Source organism: Bradyrhizobium yuanmingense (assembly GCF_900094575.1).
GTDB lineage: Bacteria > Pseudomonadota > Alphaproteobacteria > Rhizobiales > Xanthobacteraceae > Bradyrhizobium > Bradyrhizobium yuanmingense.
The window spans coordinates 602,069-617,866 of record NZ_FMAE01000005.1; the positions used below are offsets into that span (position 1 = coordinate 602,069).

Annotated in this window: 16 protein-coding genes; 8 read left to right on the plus strand and 8 right to left on the minus strand. The window is 64.3% G+C overall.

Annotation, left to right across the window (positions count from 1 at the left end; all coding sequences use genetic code 11):
* The first annotated feature begins 112 nt into the window (after positions 1-112).
* On the plus strand, positions 113-1,369 hold the full coding sequence (locus tag GA0061099_RS20265) for an O-antigen ligase family protein (protein ID WP_036025423.1): 1,257 nt from the start codon (positions 113-115) through the stop codon (positions 1,367-1,369).
* Here the strand turns inward: GA0061099_RS20265 and GA0061099_RS20270 are convergent.
* The gene (locus tag GA0061099_RS20270) at positions 1,338-1,814 is read right to left on the minus strand and encodes a MarR family transcriptional regulator (RefSeq protein ID WP_050995948.1); all 477 of its coding nucleotides are present in this window, start codon (positions 1,812-1,814) and stop codon (positions 1,338-1,340) included. The two genes, GA0061099_RS20265 and GA0061099_RS20270, sit on opposite strands and share 32 nt — an antisense overlap.
* Before the next feature lie 146 nt (positions 1,815-1,960).
* Here GA0061099_RS20270 and GA0061099_RS20275 point away from each other — a divergent pair, with 146 nt between their 5' ends.
* Entirely contained in the window at positions 1,961-3,157 is a 1,197-nt protein-coding gene (locus GA0061099_RS20275; RefSeq protein WP_036025424.1) for an FAD-dependent monooxygenase, read from the plus strand.
* Positions 3,158-3,256: 99 nt separating this feature from the next.
* Here GA0061099_RS20275 and GA0061099_RS20280 read toward each other — a convergent pair whose 3' ends face one another.
* The 3 genes from GA0061099_RS20280 to GA0061099_RS20290 are packed head-to-tail and all read right to left on the minus strand — an operon-like array spanning position 3,257 to position 6,050.
* The gene (locus tag GA0061099_RS20280; RefSeq protein ID WP_036025425.1) at positions 3,257-4,435 is read right to left on the minus strand and encodes a saccharopine dehydrogenase family protein; all 1,179 of its coding nucleotides are present in this window, start codon (positions 4,433-4,435) and stop codon (positions 3,257-3,259) included.
* Between the two features lie 9 nt (positions 4,436-4,444).
* On the minus strand, positions 4,445-5,227 hold the full coding sequence (locus GA0061099_RS20285; protein WP_036025428.1) for a DUF169 domain-containing protein: 783 nt from the start codon (positions 5,225-5,227) through the stop codon (positions 4,445-4,447).
* A gap of 55 nt (positions 5,228-5,282) precedes the next feature.
* Complete coding sequence (locus GA0061099_RS20290) at positions 5,283-6,050, minus strand: YdcF family protein (RefSeq protein WP_036010382.1); 768 nt, start codon at positions 6,048-6,050, stop codon at positions 5,283-5,285.
* A 168-nt stretch (positions 6,051-6,218) separates the two neighbouring features.
* On the opposite strand from GA0061099_RS20290, the gene GA0061099_RS20295 reads away from it, so the two are divergent.
* The 3 genes from GA0061099_RS20295 to GA0061099_RS20305 all read left to right on the plus strand — a co-directional run bounded on the left by GA0061099_RS20295 (position 6,219) and on the right by GA0061099_RS20305 (position 8,113).
* Positions 6,219-7,160: an acetamidase/formamidase family protein gene (locus GA0061099_RS20295; protein ID WP_036025430.1), complete on the plus strand. Its 942-nt coding sequence runs from the start codon at positions 6,219-6,221 to the stop codon at positions 7,158-7,160.
* Positions 7,161-7,360: 200 nt separating this feature from the next.
* Positions 7,361-7,558, plus strand: coding sequence for a hypothetical protein (locus tag GA0061099_RS20300; RefSeq protein WP_024341172.1), 198 nt, complete (start codon positions 7,361-7,363; stop codon positions 7,556-7,558).
* Between the two features lie 75 nt (positions 7,559-7,633).
* Positions 7,634-8,113 carry a GcrA family cell cycle regulator gene (locus GA0061099_RS20305; protein WP_036010389.1) on the plus strand — a complete coding sequence of 160 codons (480 nt, stop codon included), beginning with the start codon at positions 7,634-7,636 and terminating at the stop codon, positions 8,111-8,113.
* 270 nt (positions 8,114-8,383) lie between these two features.
* Here the strand turns inward: GA0061099_RS20305 and GA0061099_RS20310 are convergent, their stop codons facing one another.
* The gene (locus GA0061099_RS20310) at positions 8,384-9,871 is read right to left on the minus strand and encodes a porin (RefSeq protein ID WP_036025433.1); all 1,488 of its coding nucleotides are present in this window, start codon (positions 9,869-9,871) and stop codon (positions 8,384-8,386) included.
* A 407-nt stretch (positions 9,872-10,278) separates the two neighbouring features.
* Between GA0061099_RS20310 and GA0061099_RS20315 the strand changes: the two genes are divergently transcribed.
* Positions 10,279-10,785, plus strand: a complete 507-nt coding sequence (locus GA0061099_RS20315) for a MarR family winged helix-turn-helix transcriptional regulator (RefSeq protein WP_036010395.1) — start codon at positions 10,279-10,281, stop codon at positions 10,783-10,785.
* A 10-nt stretch (positions 10,786-10,795) separates the two neighbouring features.
* On the opposite strand, the gene GA0061099_RS20320 is transcribed toward GA0061099_RS20315, so the two are convergent.
* Together GA0061099_RS20320 and GA0061099_RS20325 are read right to left on the minus strand one after the other, a co-directional pair.
* Complete coding sequence (locus GA0061099_RS20320) at positions 10,796-11,908, minus strand: alpha/beta hydrolase family protein (RefSeq protein WP_036010398.1); 1,113 nt, start codon at positions 11,906-11,908, stop codon at positions 10,796-10,798.
* Positions 11,909-12,262: 354 nt separating this feature from the next.
* On the minus strand, positions 12,263-13,234 hold the full coding sequence (locus GA0061099_RS20325) for an SDR family NAD(P)-dependent oxidoreductase (RefSeq protein WP_036025445.1): 972 nt from the start codon (positions 13,232-13,234) through the stop codon (positions 12,263-12,265).
* 408 nt (positions 13,235-13,642) lie between these two features.
* Here GA0061099_RS20325 and GA0061099_RS20330 point away from each other — a divergent pair, with 408 nt between their 5' ends.
* Positions 13,643-13,882, plus strand: a complete 240-nt coding sequence (locus GA0061099_RS20330; RefSeq protein WP_025036674.1) for a hypothetical protein — start codon at positions 13,643-13,645, stop codon at positions 13,880-13,882.
* A gap of 151 nt (positions 13,883-14,033) precedes the next feature.
* On the opposite strand, the gene GA0061099_RS20335 is transcribed toward GA0061099_RS20330, so the two are convergent.
* On the minus strand, positions 14,034-15,005 hold the full coding sequence (locus tag GA0061099_RS20335) for an alpha/beta fold hydrolase (protein ID WP_083235130.1): 972 nt from the start codon (positions 15,003-15,005) through the stop codon (positions 14,034-14,036).
* Between the two features lie 121 nt (positions 15,006-15,126).
* Here GA0061099_RS20335 and GA0061099_RS20340 point away from each other — a divergent pair, with 121 nt between their 5' ends.
* Positions 15,127-15,747, plus strand: coding sequence for a TetR/AcrR family transcriptional regulator (locus GA0061099_RS20340; RefSeq protein ID WP_036010401.1), 621 nt, complete (start codon positions 15,127-15,129; stop codon positions 15,745-15,747).
* Positions 15,748-15,798 lie beyond the last annotated feature (51 nt).

Here is a 15,798-nt window from a genome sequence, read left to right on the forward strand (position 1 = left end):
GTAGCGCCAGTGGTTTCCACGATAGGCGCCGCGGAGTACTGGATCGCCCGGTCAAGCCGGGCGATGACGGCTGTGTTGTGGCGCATGAGTTGCGTAAGCGTATGAGCGTGTGATGGCGTATGCGGCGACAGCCGGTGGAGTGAACGCAGCCGCAACGGCCGCGCCCGGCGTGCTGGCGTTGCAGCGCGCGCTGGTGTGGCTGGTCGGCGCCTCTGGCGCCATCGTCTTCATCGAGCCGAGCCCTTACGAGATCGCGACGCTGCTCGCGACCGTCACCTTTTTCGCCACCGGCCTGCGCCTGCGTCTCGTGCTGATGCCGCTGCTGTTGATGCTGATCCTGCTCAATGTCGGCTACACCATCAGCGCGATTCCGCTGTACGAGCGGACGGAGGTGGTGAGCTGGATCGCGACCTCCTGGTACATGGCGGTGACCGTGGTGTTCTTCGCCATGGTCATCTCCGAGGACACCGAGGCCCGGCTCGACATGCTGCGACGCGGCCTCGTGGTCGGCGCGATGATTGCCTCGCTGCTGGCGATCGCCGGCTACTTCCACCTGATTCCCGGCGGCAACGACCTCTTGACGCTCTACGGCCGCGCGCGCGGCACCTTCAAGGACCCGAACGTGCTCGGCGCCTACTTGATCCTGCCGGCGCTGTTCGCGCTTCAGAGCGTGGTCTCCGATAAATTGGCCAAGGCATTCCGCAACGTCATCGCCTTCGGCATCATGTCACTGGCGATCCTGCTCGCCTTCTCGCGTGCGGCCTGGGGCGGCCTGGTGCTGACCTCCGCCTTCATGCTGGCGCTGATGGTGCTGACCAGCCACACCAATGCGCAACGTTCGCGCATCGTCATCATGGCGATCGTCGCCGCGGTGCTCGGCCTCGCGCTGATCGCCGTGCTGCTGTCGTTCGATTCCACGGCGGAGATGTTCAAGCAGCGCGCGAGCTTCGGCCAGAGCTATGACGAAGGCCGCTTCGGCCGGTTCGGCCGGCACATCCTGGGTGCGGAGATGGCGCTCGATCTGCCGTTCGGCATCGGTCCACTGCAATTCAACCGCTACTTCCCCGAGGACACCCACAACTCCTACCTCAACGCCTTCATGTCCGGCGGCTGGCTCTCCGGCGTGTGCTATCCCGCGCTGGTCTTCACCACCGTCATCATGGGTTTCCGCCACGTCTTCATCCGTGTGCCGTGGCAGCGCGCCTACCTCGCGATCTTTTCCGCCTTCCTCGGCACCGTCGGCGAAAGCTTCGTGATCGACACCGACCACTGGCGGCACTTCTGGATGATGCTGGGCGCAGTGTGGGGGATGATCGCAGCCGCGCAAGCCTACAAGCTCAGGTCCGGCGAGGACGCTTCTTCAGCTTGAGATCCGGCCGCTTTTCCGGCGGCGTGTCGAGCAGACCTTTCAGTGCCTCGGTCGCCGCGAGCGTGCCCTTGTATGCTTCATTGGAGAAGCGAAGCAGCAGCCGCAATTCCTCGTCGGAATAGCCGTTGCAGACGTTCTCCATCGCCTGCTGCATCGGCACGTAATACTGGCCGAGGCCGGCGATCGCCTCCGGCACGACCGTGATGAAGACCTTGCGACGATCCTTCTCGTCTCTTTCGCGCCGCACCAGGCCCGCCTTTTCGAGCCGGTCGACAACACCGGTGATGGCACCGGTGGTCAGGCCGGTGACCTCGGCGAGCCGCCCTGCCGTGACGCGGCCTTCGAGATACAGGATGTCCATGCATTCGAGATCGGAATTGGCAATTCCGGCAACGTTGGCAACGGTCTGTCCGTAGAGCACGCCCTGCGCGGAGGACCTGCGCATGGCGTCCTCGAGTTCCTGCAGCAGCGCAGCGCGCGCCTTCGTCCTTGACAAGGCCCACCTCATCTCTTAGGCAATATATATCTTAGTAACTAAGATATTTAGTGACCGTAATTTCTCTTGCACCACGGAAACGTCGGGAGCAAGCCATGGCCCACCGTACCCGCAAGGCGCTGATCATCGGCGCCGGCATCGCCGGCCCCGTCGCCGCGATCCTGCTGCGCCGCGCCGGCATCGAATCCGCGATCTACGAGGCCTGGCCCTATTCGAAAGGGACCGGCGGCGGCCTGCAGATCGCACCGAACGGCATGCATGTCCTGGACGAGATCGGGCTGGCGAAGCAGCTGATCGACCGCGGCTCGGTCGCGGAAGCCTTCAACTTCTATTCGCAGGGCGGCGAGAAGCTCGGCTCGATCAACCGCGACCTGGCGCGGCGCTTCGGCCAGCCGGCCGTCAACATCGCGCGCGCCACGCTGAACGAGATCCTGATCGACAAGGCCTGGTGCGCCTCTGTCTCGCTCTATTTCGAGAAACGCCTGATCAAGATCGAGGATCGCGGCGACCAGCCGATTATCGCCTACTTCGCCGACGGCACCACCGCCGAAGGCGACTTCCTGATCGGCGCCGACGGCGTGCACTCGGTCGTGCGCCGCCAGGTGGTGCCTGACGGCCCGCAGCCGTTCGACACCGGCCTGATCGGCTTCGGCGGCTTCGTGCCGCATGCCGTGCTCGACGGCAGATCCAGCGGCCAGCACGTCGAAACGACCTTCGGCCAGAGCGGCTTCTTCGGCTACGGCTATTGCAGCTCCGATCCGAAAGACGGCGTGATGTGGTGGAGCACGCAGCCGGCGCACGGCATGGACGCGGCGACGTTCCGCGCGCTCGACCATGCGACGCTGAAGCAGCATCTGCACAGCTTCCATCACGGCTGGCATGATCCGATCCCCGCCATCATCGAAACGGCCGAGAACATCGTGGTCACCGACACGCTCGACGTCGCGACCCTGCCGACCTGGTCGCGCAAGCGTTCGCTTCTGATCGGCGATGCCGCGCACGCGACCAGCCCTCACGCCGGCCAGGGCGCCTCGCTGGCGCTGGAGGACGCGATGCGATTTGCTCGGCTGATGCAGGAGGGCCAGGAGCTCGGCGCCACTTTCCAGGCCTTCGAGGCCGAGCGCCGCCCGCGCACCGAGAAGATCGTCGCGATCGCCCGCCGCAACGGCAACAACAAGCGCGAGTTCAGCGCCACCGGCGCCTGGATGCGCAATCAGATGCTGAAATGGCTGCTGCCGCTGGGCGCCAAGGGCATGGACTTCATGTACGCGTACGATGCGCGGGCGGCGTGACAGAGACGGTGCCGTAGGGCGGGCAAAGCGCAGCGTGCCCACCACCGAGAGATGGTGGGCACGGCGCGTTGCGCCTTTGCCCACCCTACGAGAGCCAACCTAGCTCTCCACTTTGAACGTCAGCCCGGCATTGTCCTGCAGCCGCTTGATCAGCTTGTGCTGCATCGCTGCGCCCGGCGTCCAGAAGCCGGCGGGAACGTCGCTCGCATCGCGCAGCAGGCAGATGGCGCATTCGGAGATCATCTTCGAGGTCGAGCCGTAGCCGGGATCGCGGTCGCCGGTGACGCCGGCGCGGACCATGCGGCCGTCGGGGGCGATCGCGACATAGAGCAGGTTGAACAGGCCGTTCTCCCGCTCCTCCTTCGACGGCCCCTCGCCCGGCTTCGGCGCGTTCGGGCCGGTCTTCTCGGCATTGGCCGCCATCACGCGCTTGGCGTTGGCCTCACCCTTCTCGCCGGGGCCAGTCAGCACCATCTCGTCGTAGACGAAGTCCTTCCCGTAGGGAAAGCCCATCAGCATGTTGGAGCGATGGACGTTGCGGGTGTTGATCAGCGCCATCATGAACGGCGCGGCCCAGGATTGCAGGTCCTCCTCGAAGACCGCCCTGTTGCCCTTGGGCTGCTTCGGGCCGGTGAAATCAGGCGTCAGCGCGAAGTGGTCGTTGAGGATGGCGACGAGGCTGAGATCCTTGGCGACGGCGTCGAAGGTCGCCTTCGCGCTCGCCGCCGTGCCGCCTGACAACGTGCCGCGCATGTCGCGCACGCGGCCCTTCACGCGCGGTGCCGGCGCGCCGAACACGCGCCTGGCTTCCTCCTGCACGAAGAAGGTGCCGAGCTCGAACGGCACGGAATCATAGCCGCAGGAGAACACGATGCGCGCGCCGCTCGCCTTGGCCGCCGCCTCGTACTTGTCGATCATCTGCCGCATCCAGACCGGCTCGCCGCAGAGATCGAAATAATCCACACCCGCAGCGACGCAGGCAGCTAACAGGTCCTCGCCGTAGAACTGGTAGGGGCCGACCGTCGTGATCACCGATTTGGTTTGCGCCACCATCGCCTTCAGCGACGCCGCATCCGACGCATCCGCCACGATCAGCGGCGTGTCGGCCGGCGCGCCGATCGCATCTCGCACCGATGTCAGCTTGTCGAGGCTGCGTCCCGCCATCGCCCATTTGAGCGCCGTGTCGTCCTTGTAGTGCGCCGCCAGATATTCGGCGACGAGCTGACCGGTGAAACCGGTTGCGCCGTAGACGACGATGTCGAATTTCGCAGAGCTCATGATCGGCCTTTACTTCTTCGCGTAGCTCACGCCCATGCCGGCACGGACGTCGCTTTGAATGCCATAGGGCGGGATCGGATAGCGCAGGCCGTTCTTCGCCAGCGCCTTCATGCCCTCGATTGCCTTGGCGAGATGCGAGGGCTTCAATGCCATCAGCATCTCCTCGTCCGGCACGCCGCCATAGCGCCGTTCGGCATAGCATGGCAAGGACAGGCTGGGCTCCCCAGTCTTGAGCGCCCGCCCCCATGAATCGGCGCAGGCGGTCTCGCCAACCACGCCCCATTCGAACTTCTTGTAGCCGGTATATTGCAGCCCGTTGATCAGGATGATCATCTGCCCCGGCGTCGCATAGACGAGGCAGATATCGGGAGGATCGAGCCGGCCGCTCGCGAGCGGGCTGACGGCGAGCGCCTGATAGTGCCCGAACGGAACCACGTCCAGCGCCGCCTGGCGGTTGCGCGCGTCCTCCGCCGTGCCGTGCCAGACCCCGACATAGTTTTCGCCGGCGAGCCATTTCTCGTCCTGCGGCGCAAGACCGATCACCGCACGGCATTGGCTACCCACGAGATCGTCGGCGGTGATGCCGACGGTCCAGCCCAGGCGCGCAGCCATGCTGACGATCTGGTCGGTGGTGTGAATTGCGTTCGGGCGGCGGATCTTCGGGATCGCCTCCATTTCTGCGACGCTCGCGAACAGCTTCATGCCGATCACGTTCGTCTTCAGCCGCAGCAGGCTGTTGAGATCGGCGACGAGGCCGGCAAGGTCGATCCTGCCCGTACTCTGCTGTTGCATGGCTTCCTCCGCGCCGGCGATGGTGCGCCGCGTATTCTTGTTTTGCGGCTTTGTTCTAGTCCCTGCCCGGTCCCGGAAGCAACTCGGAGATCCTGCCCATCAGACGGTAAGCGGTAAGACCGATCCACTCGCGCACCGCAACTTCGGTTCGTCTCAAGCCGTCCGCGCCCATGTTGGTGAAGGAGAATAGATCCTCACGTCCTCCCATCCGCCAGTCCACCGGATAGGCCTCGACGTCAAATCCGGCCTTGCGGAAGATCCCCATCGAGCGCGGCATATGGAAGGCCGACGTCACCAGGAGCCAGCGCTCGCCGGGCTTTGGCGATACCAATTGCTTGGTGAAGATCGCATTCTCCCAGGTGTTGCGGGAGTTACGCTCGAGGATCAGGCGGTCCTTCGCGATGCCGAGATTCTCCAGGATCGGCGCGGAATAGTCGGCCTCCCTGGCCTCGCTCGACACCAGGTTCGCGGAGCCTCCGGTGAAGACGATGCGCGCATTGGGGTAGCGGCGCGCAAGCTCGGCCGGCGCAAACAGACGATCGGCCGCGTGCGCGACGACCGGCGTGCGATGCGCCGCCGACAGATCGGTGTCGACCGAGCCGCCGAGCACGATGATGCCGTCGGGCGCGCCGCGCGAGGCGTCCCACGCCGGGAAGCGCGACTCCAGCGGGTAGATCAGGAGATTGCCGAGCGGCGAGAACGCCGCGAGCGCCAGCAGCACCAGCGTGGTCACGGCAAGCCGGCGGCCAAACGCGGCAAAGCGCGTCGCCATCAGCACGACAGATACAATTCCGAGCTCGACCAGAAGATTGATCGGCAGCAGCGCGACGCCAATGGTCTTGGAGAGAGCGAAAAACAGAGGAGCCTCGCTGGAATGATCGTGCCTGCCATGCGCGGGCTTGGCCGGCACGGCCTTGTTCGGAAATCCTTCTTGAAAGAGGATCGATCGCCGGGTCAAGCCCGGACCGATCAAACCAACCGGACGCGGCAAATGACCCATCATCACCTGCATTCCAGCCCCGAAACCTGCCATTGGGGCTTCTTCGAAGCCGCACTCGAGCCCGTCCTCACCGTGGCCAGCGGCGACGAGGTGACGGTCGACACCATCAGCGGCGGTCCCGACATGCTGCCTGATCGCGACAGGTTTCACATTCCGCCCGAGATGCACGAGGTTCATGCCAGGAGCGAACGCATGCTGCCGGGCCACATCCTCACCGGTCCGATCGCGGTCGAAGGGGCCGAGCCCGGCGACGTGCTCGCGGTCGAGATCCTCGACGTGCAGCTCCGGCAGGATTGGGGCTGGAACATGATCAAGCCGCTGTCCGGCACCCTGCCCGACGATTTCCACGAGACGCGGATCCTGAACATTCCGCTCGACCGTACCAGGATGGTCGGCCGCATGCCGTGGGGCCTCGACCTGCCGCTGAAGCCGTTCTTCGGCGTGATGGGCGTATCGCCGCCGCCAGCCTGGGGCCGCATCTCCTCGCTGATCCCGCGCGCGATGGGCGGCAATCTCGACAACAAGGAGCTCGGCGCAGGTGCGACGCTGTATCTGCCGGTGTTCGTGCCGGGGGCGATGTTTTCCTGCGGCGACGGCCATGGCGTGCAGGGCGACGGCGAGGTCTGCGTCACCGCGATCGAGACCGCGCTGCAGGGCCGCTTCCGCCTGACGCTGCGCAAGGACCTGAAGCTCGACTACCCCCGCGCCGAGACGCCGACGCATTACATGACCATGGCGATGGACCCCGATCTCGACCAATGCGTGGTGCGCGCGCTGCGCGACATGATCGCGCTGCTCGGCGAAACGCGAAATCTGTCGCGCGAGGATGCCTACACGCTGTGCAGCCTCGCCGCCGATCTCCGGGTGACCCAGACCGTCAACGGCGCCAAAGGCATCCATTGCATGATCGAAAAGGCGATCGTGCACGGCTGAGCCGCCGCGCCCTTTCCTGACCTGCCGACATCACGCCGCCGCCCGGTCTTCCCGGCGGCGCGTCGTGGCGTGCCTGATTCCCAAGCGATTCCAATCACGTGACCTTCGGCCCCAGCGCTGATTTGACTTCCACCCCCGAACCTAAATAGAGTCTTAATCGTTACTTTTATGTACCCGAGTAAGAGGCTAGCGTTCGGGCCATGGCCACCGAAAAAGCCGAGACTGACCGCATTCCCGTAACCTTGGCGCTCTCGACCATCGCGTATCTGGAGAAGCTGGTGAGACAGGGCACCCACGGCACCAGCGTTCCCGGCGTCGCACGGACATTGATCGAGGAAGGCATCCGTCTCGCCATCAAAGACGGTCTTCTGTCGATCCGCGACAATGGCAGGACGTGAGCGCGCTCGGTACGTGAGGCGGACGGATCTCGAGACCGCGGATGGCCGACATCTGCAACCTGGGATCGCCGACAAATGCCTGTTCTCTCACCGACCTGGACCGACGAACGAATCGAACTCCTGAAGCAGCACTTCGAGGCCGGCCTCTCCTGTCGCGAGATCGCCGCCGACATCGGCGTCAGCCGCAACGCGGTGATCGGCAAATTGTCGCGGCTCAATCTGACGCGCGGCCGGACGGTCGACGACCGCAAGGTCCAGGACAAAGGCCTGGCGCCGGCGCGGATGCGCAAGGCCGTGCCGCGGCTGCAATACGAGATGCTCGCCACGATCTATGGCGAGACCGATGCGCCGGTGTTTGCCGGCCCAATCGACGAGGCCAACCGCTGCTCGTTGCTGGAGCTGTCGGAGAATCGCTGCCGCTGGCCGATCTCGACGCCGGGCGCAGCCGATTTCTGCTTCTGCGGCAACACGGCGCCGGACGGCCAGCCCTATTGCGCCGGCCACAGCCGCCTCGCCTACCGGCCGCCGGCGCGCACCCGCGTGATACGCGGCTGACGTTGCGGGCATCTTGACAACAAAAAACCTCCGGCGGGGCATCGCCGGAGGTTTCTGGAGGCTTAGCATGAAGCTAAGAGCCGCAACTTTCGTATCTGGCTGGCAGTGATATAGCTTAGTAGCTCAAGTAAGTAAATAAGTTTGACGCGACGGAATCGCATGGCTCGCCTTCGTGTTCCGCAATGGCATTCGATTTTCCGAAACTCTTGCCCATGAAAAACCCCGGCAGTTTCCCGCCGGGGGTCTCCGATCGATTTGCGCGATCGATGATCAGAAGTTGCGCTGAGCGCGCAGCAGCATGCTCACCGAGTCTTGGTCCTTCAGCTCGTACACGGCCGCCGGCTTCGCAGCGCTGGCAATGCCCGGGCTCGCGATGAAGCCGGAGTACTTCTGGTCCAGACGCGACCAGCTCAAGTCGGCAGTGAACGCCAGGCCCTTGACCGGGGTCCACACGGTGTTCACACCGACCACCGCGAAGTTGAAGTCCGGATTACAGGTCGAACCGGCCAACCCGATTGCGGCGAAGTTGGTGCAGATCAGGGCCTTGCCCGTGTTGCCGTACTTCAGCTGGGCGTAGCCACCGTAGATGGCGCTGGCCCAGTTCGGGCTCCAGTTGTGGGTATAACCGCCACGGAAGCCCCAGGTCTTGACGGTATCGATGCCGGTACCGGTTCCGAACACGCCGTCGGCGAGACCGGCGAACCCGGTGCTCTGATACGCGCCGTTGCCGCTGCCGCTGAACATGAAGAAGCTCTGCGGGAACAGGCTCTGGAAGTTGTAGCGGGTCGCACCATCGGTGTAGACGGCCTGCAGGTTGATGACGTCACCCGCGCCGGTCGGGATGTTCTTGATCGACAAGGCGCCCTGCACGGCCCAGCCCCACTTGTCGGAGGGATGACCGGTCACTTCAGTCGCGCCGTAATAGGCTGAATGCAGCTCATGGGCCGCGACCGAGATCTGCGCCAGACCCCAGGCCTGGTCGACACGAACCTGACCGATCACCTCGGGCATGCGCGTGCCGCCCCAGGCGCTGGCGCCATAGACGCCGGTCACGAACTGCGCCGCCGTACCCGACGACACGTTCCAGAGGTTCGATTGACCATTGTTCGCCGAGGTCTCGTCCTGCAGCGCGAACGAAGCAGTGATGCCCTGGCCGAAGTCAGCCGTGTAGGCAACCTGGTTCACGCCGTTGACGTGGTTGGAGCCGCCCGGAAGGGTATCGGGGCCGCCGGCCGGATAGCTCTGCCAGGGAGCGTCGAAGATCGAGACCGTGCGGCCGAAGGTGAAGCCCGCGAACTGGATGAACGCATGGTAGAGACCGAGCGAGGCCGAACTGGTCGAGAACGCCGACGGGTTGCTGCCGGTGACGTTCGTGGAGTCGTAGCTGACGACCAGGTCGGCGTAGGTGCGAACAACGCCGTATTCGGTCGCCGTGCGGGTATCGATGTTGAAGTCCAGACGAGCGCGGCTGTAGTAGTAGTTGGTCAGACGGTTGTTGGACCCGCCGTTCACACTGCTCGAGCTGTTCCTGAAGCCATAGTCGCCGCCGCCGCCGAGAAGCATGTCAGCGCGGATGTAACCACCAAACTTGATGCAGGTATCGGTGCCCGGCATGTAGTAGAAACCCGCGCCGTAGAGCGAGCAGATCTTCACGTATTCGACTGCCTTGGCCTTGACCGGAAGATCAGCCGCCTGAGCTCCACCAACGGCGATCAGTCCCGCCGCAGTGCCGAGCAAAAGGCTCTTCACCACTTTCATTTAAAACCTCCAAGTTGCTCATTTCACGGAGACCGGACCGTGAGGCCCCCCAGATCCCCGTCTCTTCATCAAATCCGCTCGGCCGCTTCGCGTTTTCGGACGTACCTGCATTCGCGAGGGACGTGAGCGAACCACCTGCAACGGGACGATCGAGAACCCCCCACCGTCGGGATCAATATGCCCGCGCCGTTCCGTTAATCAAAATAGTTTATTAGATCAGCTTTGTGGTTTCACTAACCCTGTGGCCGCAACGCAACACCGGTGTTGAGCCAAAAAGCCTGATCGGGTCATATTTGTAGTTTTCGTGACACCATTACCCTGCTCTGCACTTGCGTCAGAGCAGAGTTGCGTGGACTATGCCCGCCGAAAATGAGCCGGAAAGAGAATCAGCTTGCGGGAGTGACGCTGTGTCCGCGACGAGGAAGGAAGGCGCGCGCCTGCGCACCATCGGCAACCTGGATATCATCAGGCGATTCACCTGGGAGATATCGTCGATCAACATGTATCTCGAGGAGCTGCGTCAGTTCTGGGCGAGGACGCTCGGCATCAGCGGACCGCAATGGCTGATCCTGATGGCCATCTCGGACCTCGACAAGGACGACGGCATTCCGGTCAACGTCGTGTCCAAGCTCCTCCACGTCGATCCGTCCTTCGTCACCACCCAGTCCAAGCTGCTGGAGAAGAAGGGCCTTTTGCGCCGCCGCCCCTCGCCGACCGACGCGCGCGTGGTCCGGCTATCCCTGACCGAGAAAACGCAGAAGCACCTGGCGAGCCTCAACGAGCAGTACAAGACCATCAAGGAATTCGTCTTCCAGGAGTTCGACGAGGCCGAGCTCGCCGAATTCACCACCAAGCTCGCGACGCTGAAGACCCGGCTGGAAAAGGCCTGCGTCCGCCTCAGCCTGGACCTCTGACGGCTCGCCGCTAGATCCGCCCCGCGCCACGGAGCCGCGATTCCAGCCAGTCGAATATATATTCGTTGGCAAGGCTCGGATTGTCGGCATGGGCCTGCGCGGCGCCGGTCTCCGCCGCGGTGAACACTTTCAGCGTGACATCCGAGCTGCCGAGCCGGGAATTCCGGACGAGCTGACGCGCCCGGTCGGCCTTGAGCCAGCCGTCCTCCCCGAGCGTGATCAGCACCGGGCAGTCGGCGCTGGAGGCCATCAGCGGCGCATGCGGCACAGGGACGATGCTGACGTCGCTCATCGCGAATCGGCTGGCGAAAAAGGCCCGCTCGTGCAGATCCCACAGGCCGCCGTCGCAGACGGCGGCGGCAAGCCGCGGCTCCTGCAGCACCGCGCGCGCCACGAAGGACGAGCCCCAGCCATCGGCGATGATCCCGACCCGCGCGAAATCGACGTCCTGCCGCATCTCCAGATAATCCATGACGCCGGGGATCGCGCTCTCGAGATCCTGGCGCCGCAATAGCGCCTCGAGAAAATCGTCGCGCTGGTCGCCGAACAGGTCGAGCGCCAGCATCGAGAAGCCACGCTCGCGCGCGTGCGGCACGAGCTTGAACAGAAATTCTTCCTTGCGGTGGCCGGGCTCGCCGATGCAGATCACGGTCGGCGCCGGCTCCTTCCCCGATGGCGCGGGCAGGAAGTATCCCTGCAGCGAGTGCCCGTCGAGCCAGGGTATCGTCACCACCTCGCCGGCCGGGCTGCGCGCGGCGAGATAGCGGCGCGCGCATTCCTGCATGGCCAGCACGGCGACCCAGCGGCGCTCGTCGGCGGGATCGAGCGGCATCGCTGCGGCACCATAATAGTTCATGGCGCGCAGCCAATTGCGCTGCGCACTGGCGCGGTGGCCCTCCGCGAACGCGGTCTCCGCGCGCTGCCGATTGGTCTGCGCCAGCTTCTTCCACTCGCGGTGCCAGGAGCGGTCGTCGCCGCGCTTCAGCTGCCGCGCGATCATCAGGCATTCCGCGATCGTGGCGCCACCCTCCTGGGCCGCCGCGAGCAGCCGCGTGAACTCAGCTGAAATGTCCTCTCGCTCCGGGCAAAAGGTCCAGTCGTCGGAGAGGCATGCGGGCATCATTGGGAGCTACGCTCTAATCGTCGCGTTACCCCGATTGACTAAACCATTTCAAGTCGCCGACCAAGCCGGCGCGCGCGTCATTACAGGCATGTGAGATCAACATCGCTTGAACAACGTCATGACGGATGCGTGACATTGCAACAGATCATGGTGCGCGACGAACATTGGCGGGAGCTGGCACTTAGAATTGTCCAAGTATCTCTTGCCATGACGACCATCATAGCCATATCGGCGCGCCTTGCTGGGCGCGCTAAAGAATATGACCCCTAGCGGCGGCGTGCGCGCACGCCTCTCCTTCGAGACGGCGCTGACGTGCCTCCTCGGGTGCGATGGGTGGGCGCCCCGGCAGCGGCCTCAACCAAGCCGCCAGCCGACCTCCTGCGTAATACTTTCGAAGAAGGCACGGTCATAGGCCTGCTCCGGCGCGGCGCGCACGCGCTCGTCGAGAAGCTTGGCGTCCTCGCCGACCAGAATGCGCCACCGCTCCGCCTTGACCCCGTCGAGGATGATCTTGGCGGCTTCTGCCGCCGTCGTCGGCGCATCCTCCAGGAAGCTGCGGGCGCGCTCGGCGAACGCCGCCTGGATGTCCTCGTCCGACATCCCGTCGGCATCCGGCACGCCGGCCGCGACCATGCGCTTGCGGGTCAGCGCGACCTCATCGGCATTGAGCCGCTCCGAGCCGTCGGCGCTCTGCACCTTGCGCGAGTTGGAGACGATCGAGGTGCCGATATGGCCGGGCATCACCACCGAGCATTTGACGTGCGGCGCATGCAGGCGCAAATCGTTGATCAGCGCTTCGGTGAATCCCTTCACTGCGAATTTGGCCGCACTGTAGGCGGTGTGCGCCTGGTTCATGCCGATCGAGGCCCAGAAGCCGTTGACGCTGGCGGTGTTGACGATGTGGGCTTCGTCCGCGGCCACCAGCATCGGCAGGAAGGTGCGCACGCCGAGATAGACGCCGCCCCAGCAGATGTTGAAGGTGCGCTCCCATTGCTCGCGGGTGTTGGTGAACAGGCTGCCGCCGCCGCCAATGCCGGCATTGTTGAACAACAGATGGATCCTGTCGGTCTGCTGCTGCTCGGCGAGCTCGTCGCGAAAACGCTTCAGATGGTCCTCGATCGCGACGTCGGCGACGTGCGTCGTGACGCGCAGCCCCTGCGGCAGCTTCTCGGCCTCGCACAGCCGCTTGGTCTCGGCCATCGCGGCCTCCGAGACGTCGCACATGGCGACGTTGCAGCCCTCGGCCACGAGCTGCCGCGCGAGCTCGCGCCCCATGCCCGTGCCGCCGCCGGTGATGACTGCGATCTTTCCAGCAAAATCCTTCATGGGACTTCGGTCCCTCCCCTTGTCGGTGTGTTTCTTGGTCACGGCGCCGCTGACCGCGGCGCGCGCAAAACTGTAGCAGCGCGACATCCGCGGGTAAAAGCCGTGCGCTGCCCTCTTCGCCTTCGGTAATTTCGGCGGGCGGACTACGCGCGATGTTGCGCGCGGGCCTTGTGAAGTGGCTCATAGGCGACACGGCCCGGATAATCGATCATTCCTGAGTATTTTCCAGCGGGTTCCCCGTATTTGTCCGGCTTCGGGTTAATGGCAATTTTTCTACAATCCGAATCGCCAAATGGGGGTGGACGCTGGATTGAGTCGGCCAGGCCAGCGTGTTGTTTGCGTGTCACAGGCTCTGGCACTCCGCTTGCATCCTCTTCGTGGTCAGAAACAACCAACGAGGTGATAGGAATGTTCGTGACCGTCGTTGCCGTGCTTTGCCGGCTTGGCGCAGCCAGCTCAGGCAGTTGTGTCGAGGAAATCGTGACAGACAGCAACATGACACCCGAGATTTCGCTAATGCAGTGCGCGATCGGCGCACAAGCGCCTCTCGCGAAGTGGATGGGTGAGCATCCGATCTATCACGCGAACTGGCGCCTCGAGCGCTACAAATGCGTGCCGGGTCATTACGAGATCAAGGGCCACGCCTAAGGCCCCGCAAAACCACTGGTACCGAGACCACGGATACCAGAACGATCGATCCAAGAGGAAACGCCCGGGGGCCGCTTATCCCTGCGTGCGGACACTGCCAGCGCCAGACCGATCACGGCAGGCGCTCTGTGACAATGATCACGCCCTCCCTCTAAGCCACTTCACGCAAGATGATCGCGCGTGCCCGCCGTCCTTCCGGCGTCGGCATCAGCGCGAAGTTGTGCGGTTGCTCGCGCAATAGATGCAGCTCGATCGGCACGCCCACCGCCCTCGCTCTTGCGGCAAGGTCGACGCTGTCTGGATACAGAAGATCGCGCGTGCCCGAAAAAATCGTCATCGGCGCGAGCCCGCGGAAACTGCCGTTGAGCGGGCTGACGAAGGGATGGCCGACTTCGAGCTCGCCGGCATAGAGCCGCGCGGCCTCGACGATGCCCGGAATATCCTGGATCGGATCGCGCGCCGCGATCGCAACCTGCTCCGGACGGCCGACCGAGGCATCGGCCGCGGGCGAGATCAGCAGCAACCGGCTCGGCTGCCGATGACCGCGATCGCGCAGCCATTGGCAGGCGGCGAGCGCAAGCCCAGCGCCGGCCGAATTGCCGACGACCGTCACTTTTGCATCGCCAGCGTCTTCCAGCAGCATGCGCAGCAGCTCGGCCGTCGCCGGCACGACGTCCTTGGCGGTCGCCCGCGGCGCCAGCGGGTAGATCGGCACGACGCAGCAGATTCGCGCCTTGCGCGTCATCTCACCGATGAAGCGCCAATGCGCCGGCGCGATCTCGTTGATGTAGCCGCCGCCATGCAGGAACATGACGTAGTTGCAGCCCTCGTGGCCTGACGCCGGCTCGGTGTAGTAGACCGGCCAGCCGCCCATCTTGGTCAGCGTCACCTCGACGTTGCCGACCCCGACCGGCTCGTGAGAGGCCGGCGCCAGCGCCAGCTTCTGCACACGCGCCAGCACCGCCTCGGCGGATGCAAGCTGCTGCTTGTAGGGAAGCTGCCGCAGCAGCAGGTTAAGGGCCCGGCTTTGCAGGCTTGGTGCTGGATCGCGCGGCGCCCGCGCGCCGAATACGCAGCCGCCCGGACAGAATTGGAAGGCCGATACAAGTCTCGCAACGCTCATCGCCACATCCCCATCCGGCTGTTTCGACCCGGCGACGAAGAGGGTTGCCGACCCGCCGCCATTGGTCGATATAATGCGAGCATTCACTCGCTTTTCCTACTCGCATTCAGATCACAAGTCCGTGGCCCGCAAACCGTCCACAACACCCCGGAAAAATGCCTCGCAGGAGCGATCCCGTGCCACCGTCGACGCGCTGGTCGAGGCAACTGCTCGCATTCTGGTCAAGGAAGGCTTCGAGAAGGCCAGTACCAACCGCATCGCCGAGATCGCCGGCGTCAGCGTCGGCTCGCTCTACCAATATTTTCCCAGCAAGGAGGCCCTCGTCGCCGCCGTGATCGATCGCCACAATGATGCGATCATGAATGTCGTCCGCGCCGCCTTCGCGGAGGTCGCCGACCTGCCGATCGAGATGGCCGTGCACCGCCTCGTCACCGTCGCGATCGAGGCCCATCACATCGACCCGAACCTGCATCGCGTCCTCGCCGAGCAGATCCCCCGCTCCGGTCACCTCGCGGAAGTCGAAGCCTACAGCCACGAAATCCACGCCCTCGTGCGCACCTATCTCGAACGCCACCGCAAGGAGATGCGCAAGATCGATCCCGCGCTCGCAGCATTCATGTGCGTGAGCGCGATCGAAGCCATCGCGCACAACACCGTGCTGAACGGAGAGATGCTGTCGGAGAAGATGGTGAAGGTGCTGGTGGACGAGACGACGCGGATGGTGGTGGGGTATTTGAGGTAGCGGAGCCTGAGATTACGGAAATCGGCGACAGCGCGCCCATTTGGATGAGGC

What these genes read in the sequence shown, in the direction of transcription:
- GA0061099_RS20265 (WP_036025423.1), top strand. Translation starts at nt 113, where the DNA reads ATGGCGTATGCGGCGACAGCCGGTGGAGTGAACGCAGCCGCAACGGCC.
- GA0061099_RS20270 (WP_050995948.1), bottom strand. Translation starts at nt 1,814, where the DNA reads ATGCGCAGGTCCTCCGCGCAGGGCGTGCTCTACGGACAGACCGTTGCC.
- GA0061099_RS20275 (WP_036025424.1), top strand. Translation starts at nt 1,961, where the DNA reads ATGGCCCACCGTACCCGCAAGGCGCTGATCATCGGCGCCGGCATCGCC.
- GA0061099_RS20280 (WP_036025425.1), bottom strand. Translation starts at nt 4,435, where the DNA reads ATGAGCTCTGCGAAATTCGACATCGTCGTCTACGGCGCAACCGGTTTC.
- GA0061099_RS20285 (WP_036025428.1), bottom strand. Translation starts at nt 5,227, where the DNA reads ATGCAACAGCAGAGTACGGGCAGGATCGACCTTGCCGGCCTCGTCGCC.
- GA0061099_RS20295 (WP_036025430.1), top strand. Translation starts at nt 6,219, where the DNA reads ATGACCCATCATCACCTGCATTCCAGCCCCGAAACCTGCCATTGGGGC.
- GA0061099_RS20300 (WP_024341172.1), top strand. Translation starts at nt 7,361, where the DNA reads ATGGCCACCGAAAAAGCCGAGACTGACCGCATTCCCGTAACCTTGGCG.
- GA0061099_RS20305 (WP_036010389.1), top strand. Translation starts at nt 7,634, where the DNA reads ATGCCTGTTCTCTCACCGACCTGGACCGACGAACGAATCGAACTCCTG.
- GA0061099_RS20310 (WP_036025433.1), bottom strand. Translation starts at nt 9,871, where the DNA reads ATGAAAGTGGTGAAGAGCCTTTTGCTCGGCACTGCGGCGGGACTGATC.
- GA0061099_RS20320 (WP_036010398.1), bottom strand. Translation starts at nt 11,908, where the DNA reads ATGATGCCCGCATGCCTCTCCGACGACTGGACCTTTTGCCCGGAGCGA.
- GA0061099_RS20325 (WP_036025445.1), bottom strand. Translation starts at nt 13,234, where the DNA reads ATGAAGGATTTTGCTGGAAAGATCGCAGTCATCACCGGCGGCGGCACG.
- GA0061099_RS20330 (WP_025036674.1), top strand. Translation starts at nt 13,643, where the DNA reads ATGTTCGTGACCGTCGTTGCCGTGCTTTGCCGGCTTGGCGCAGCCAGC.
- GA0061099_RS20335 (WP_083235130.1), bottom strand. Translation starts at nt 15,005, where the DNA reads ATGAGCGTTGCGAGACTTGTATCGGCCTTCCAATTCTGTCCGGGCGGC.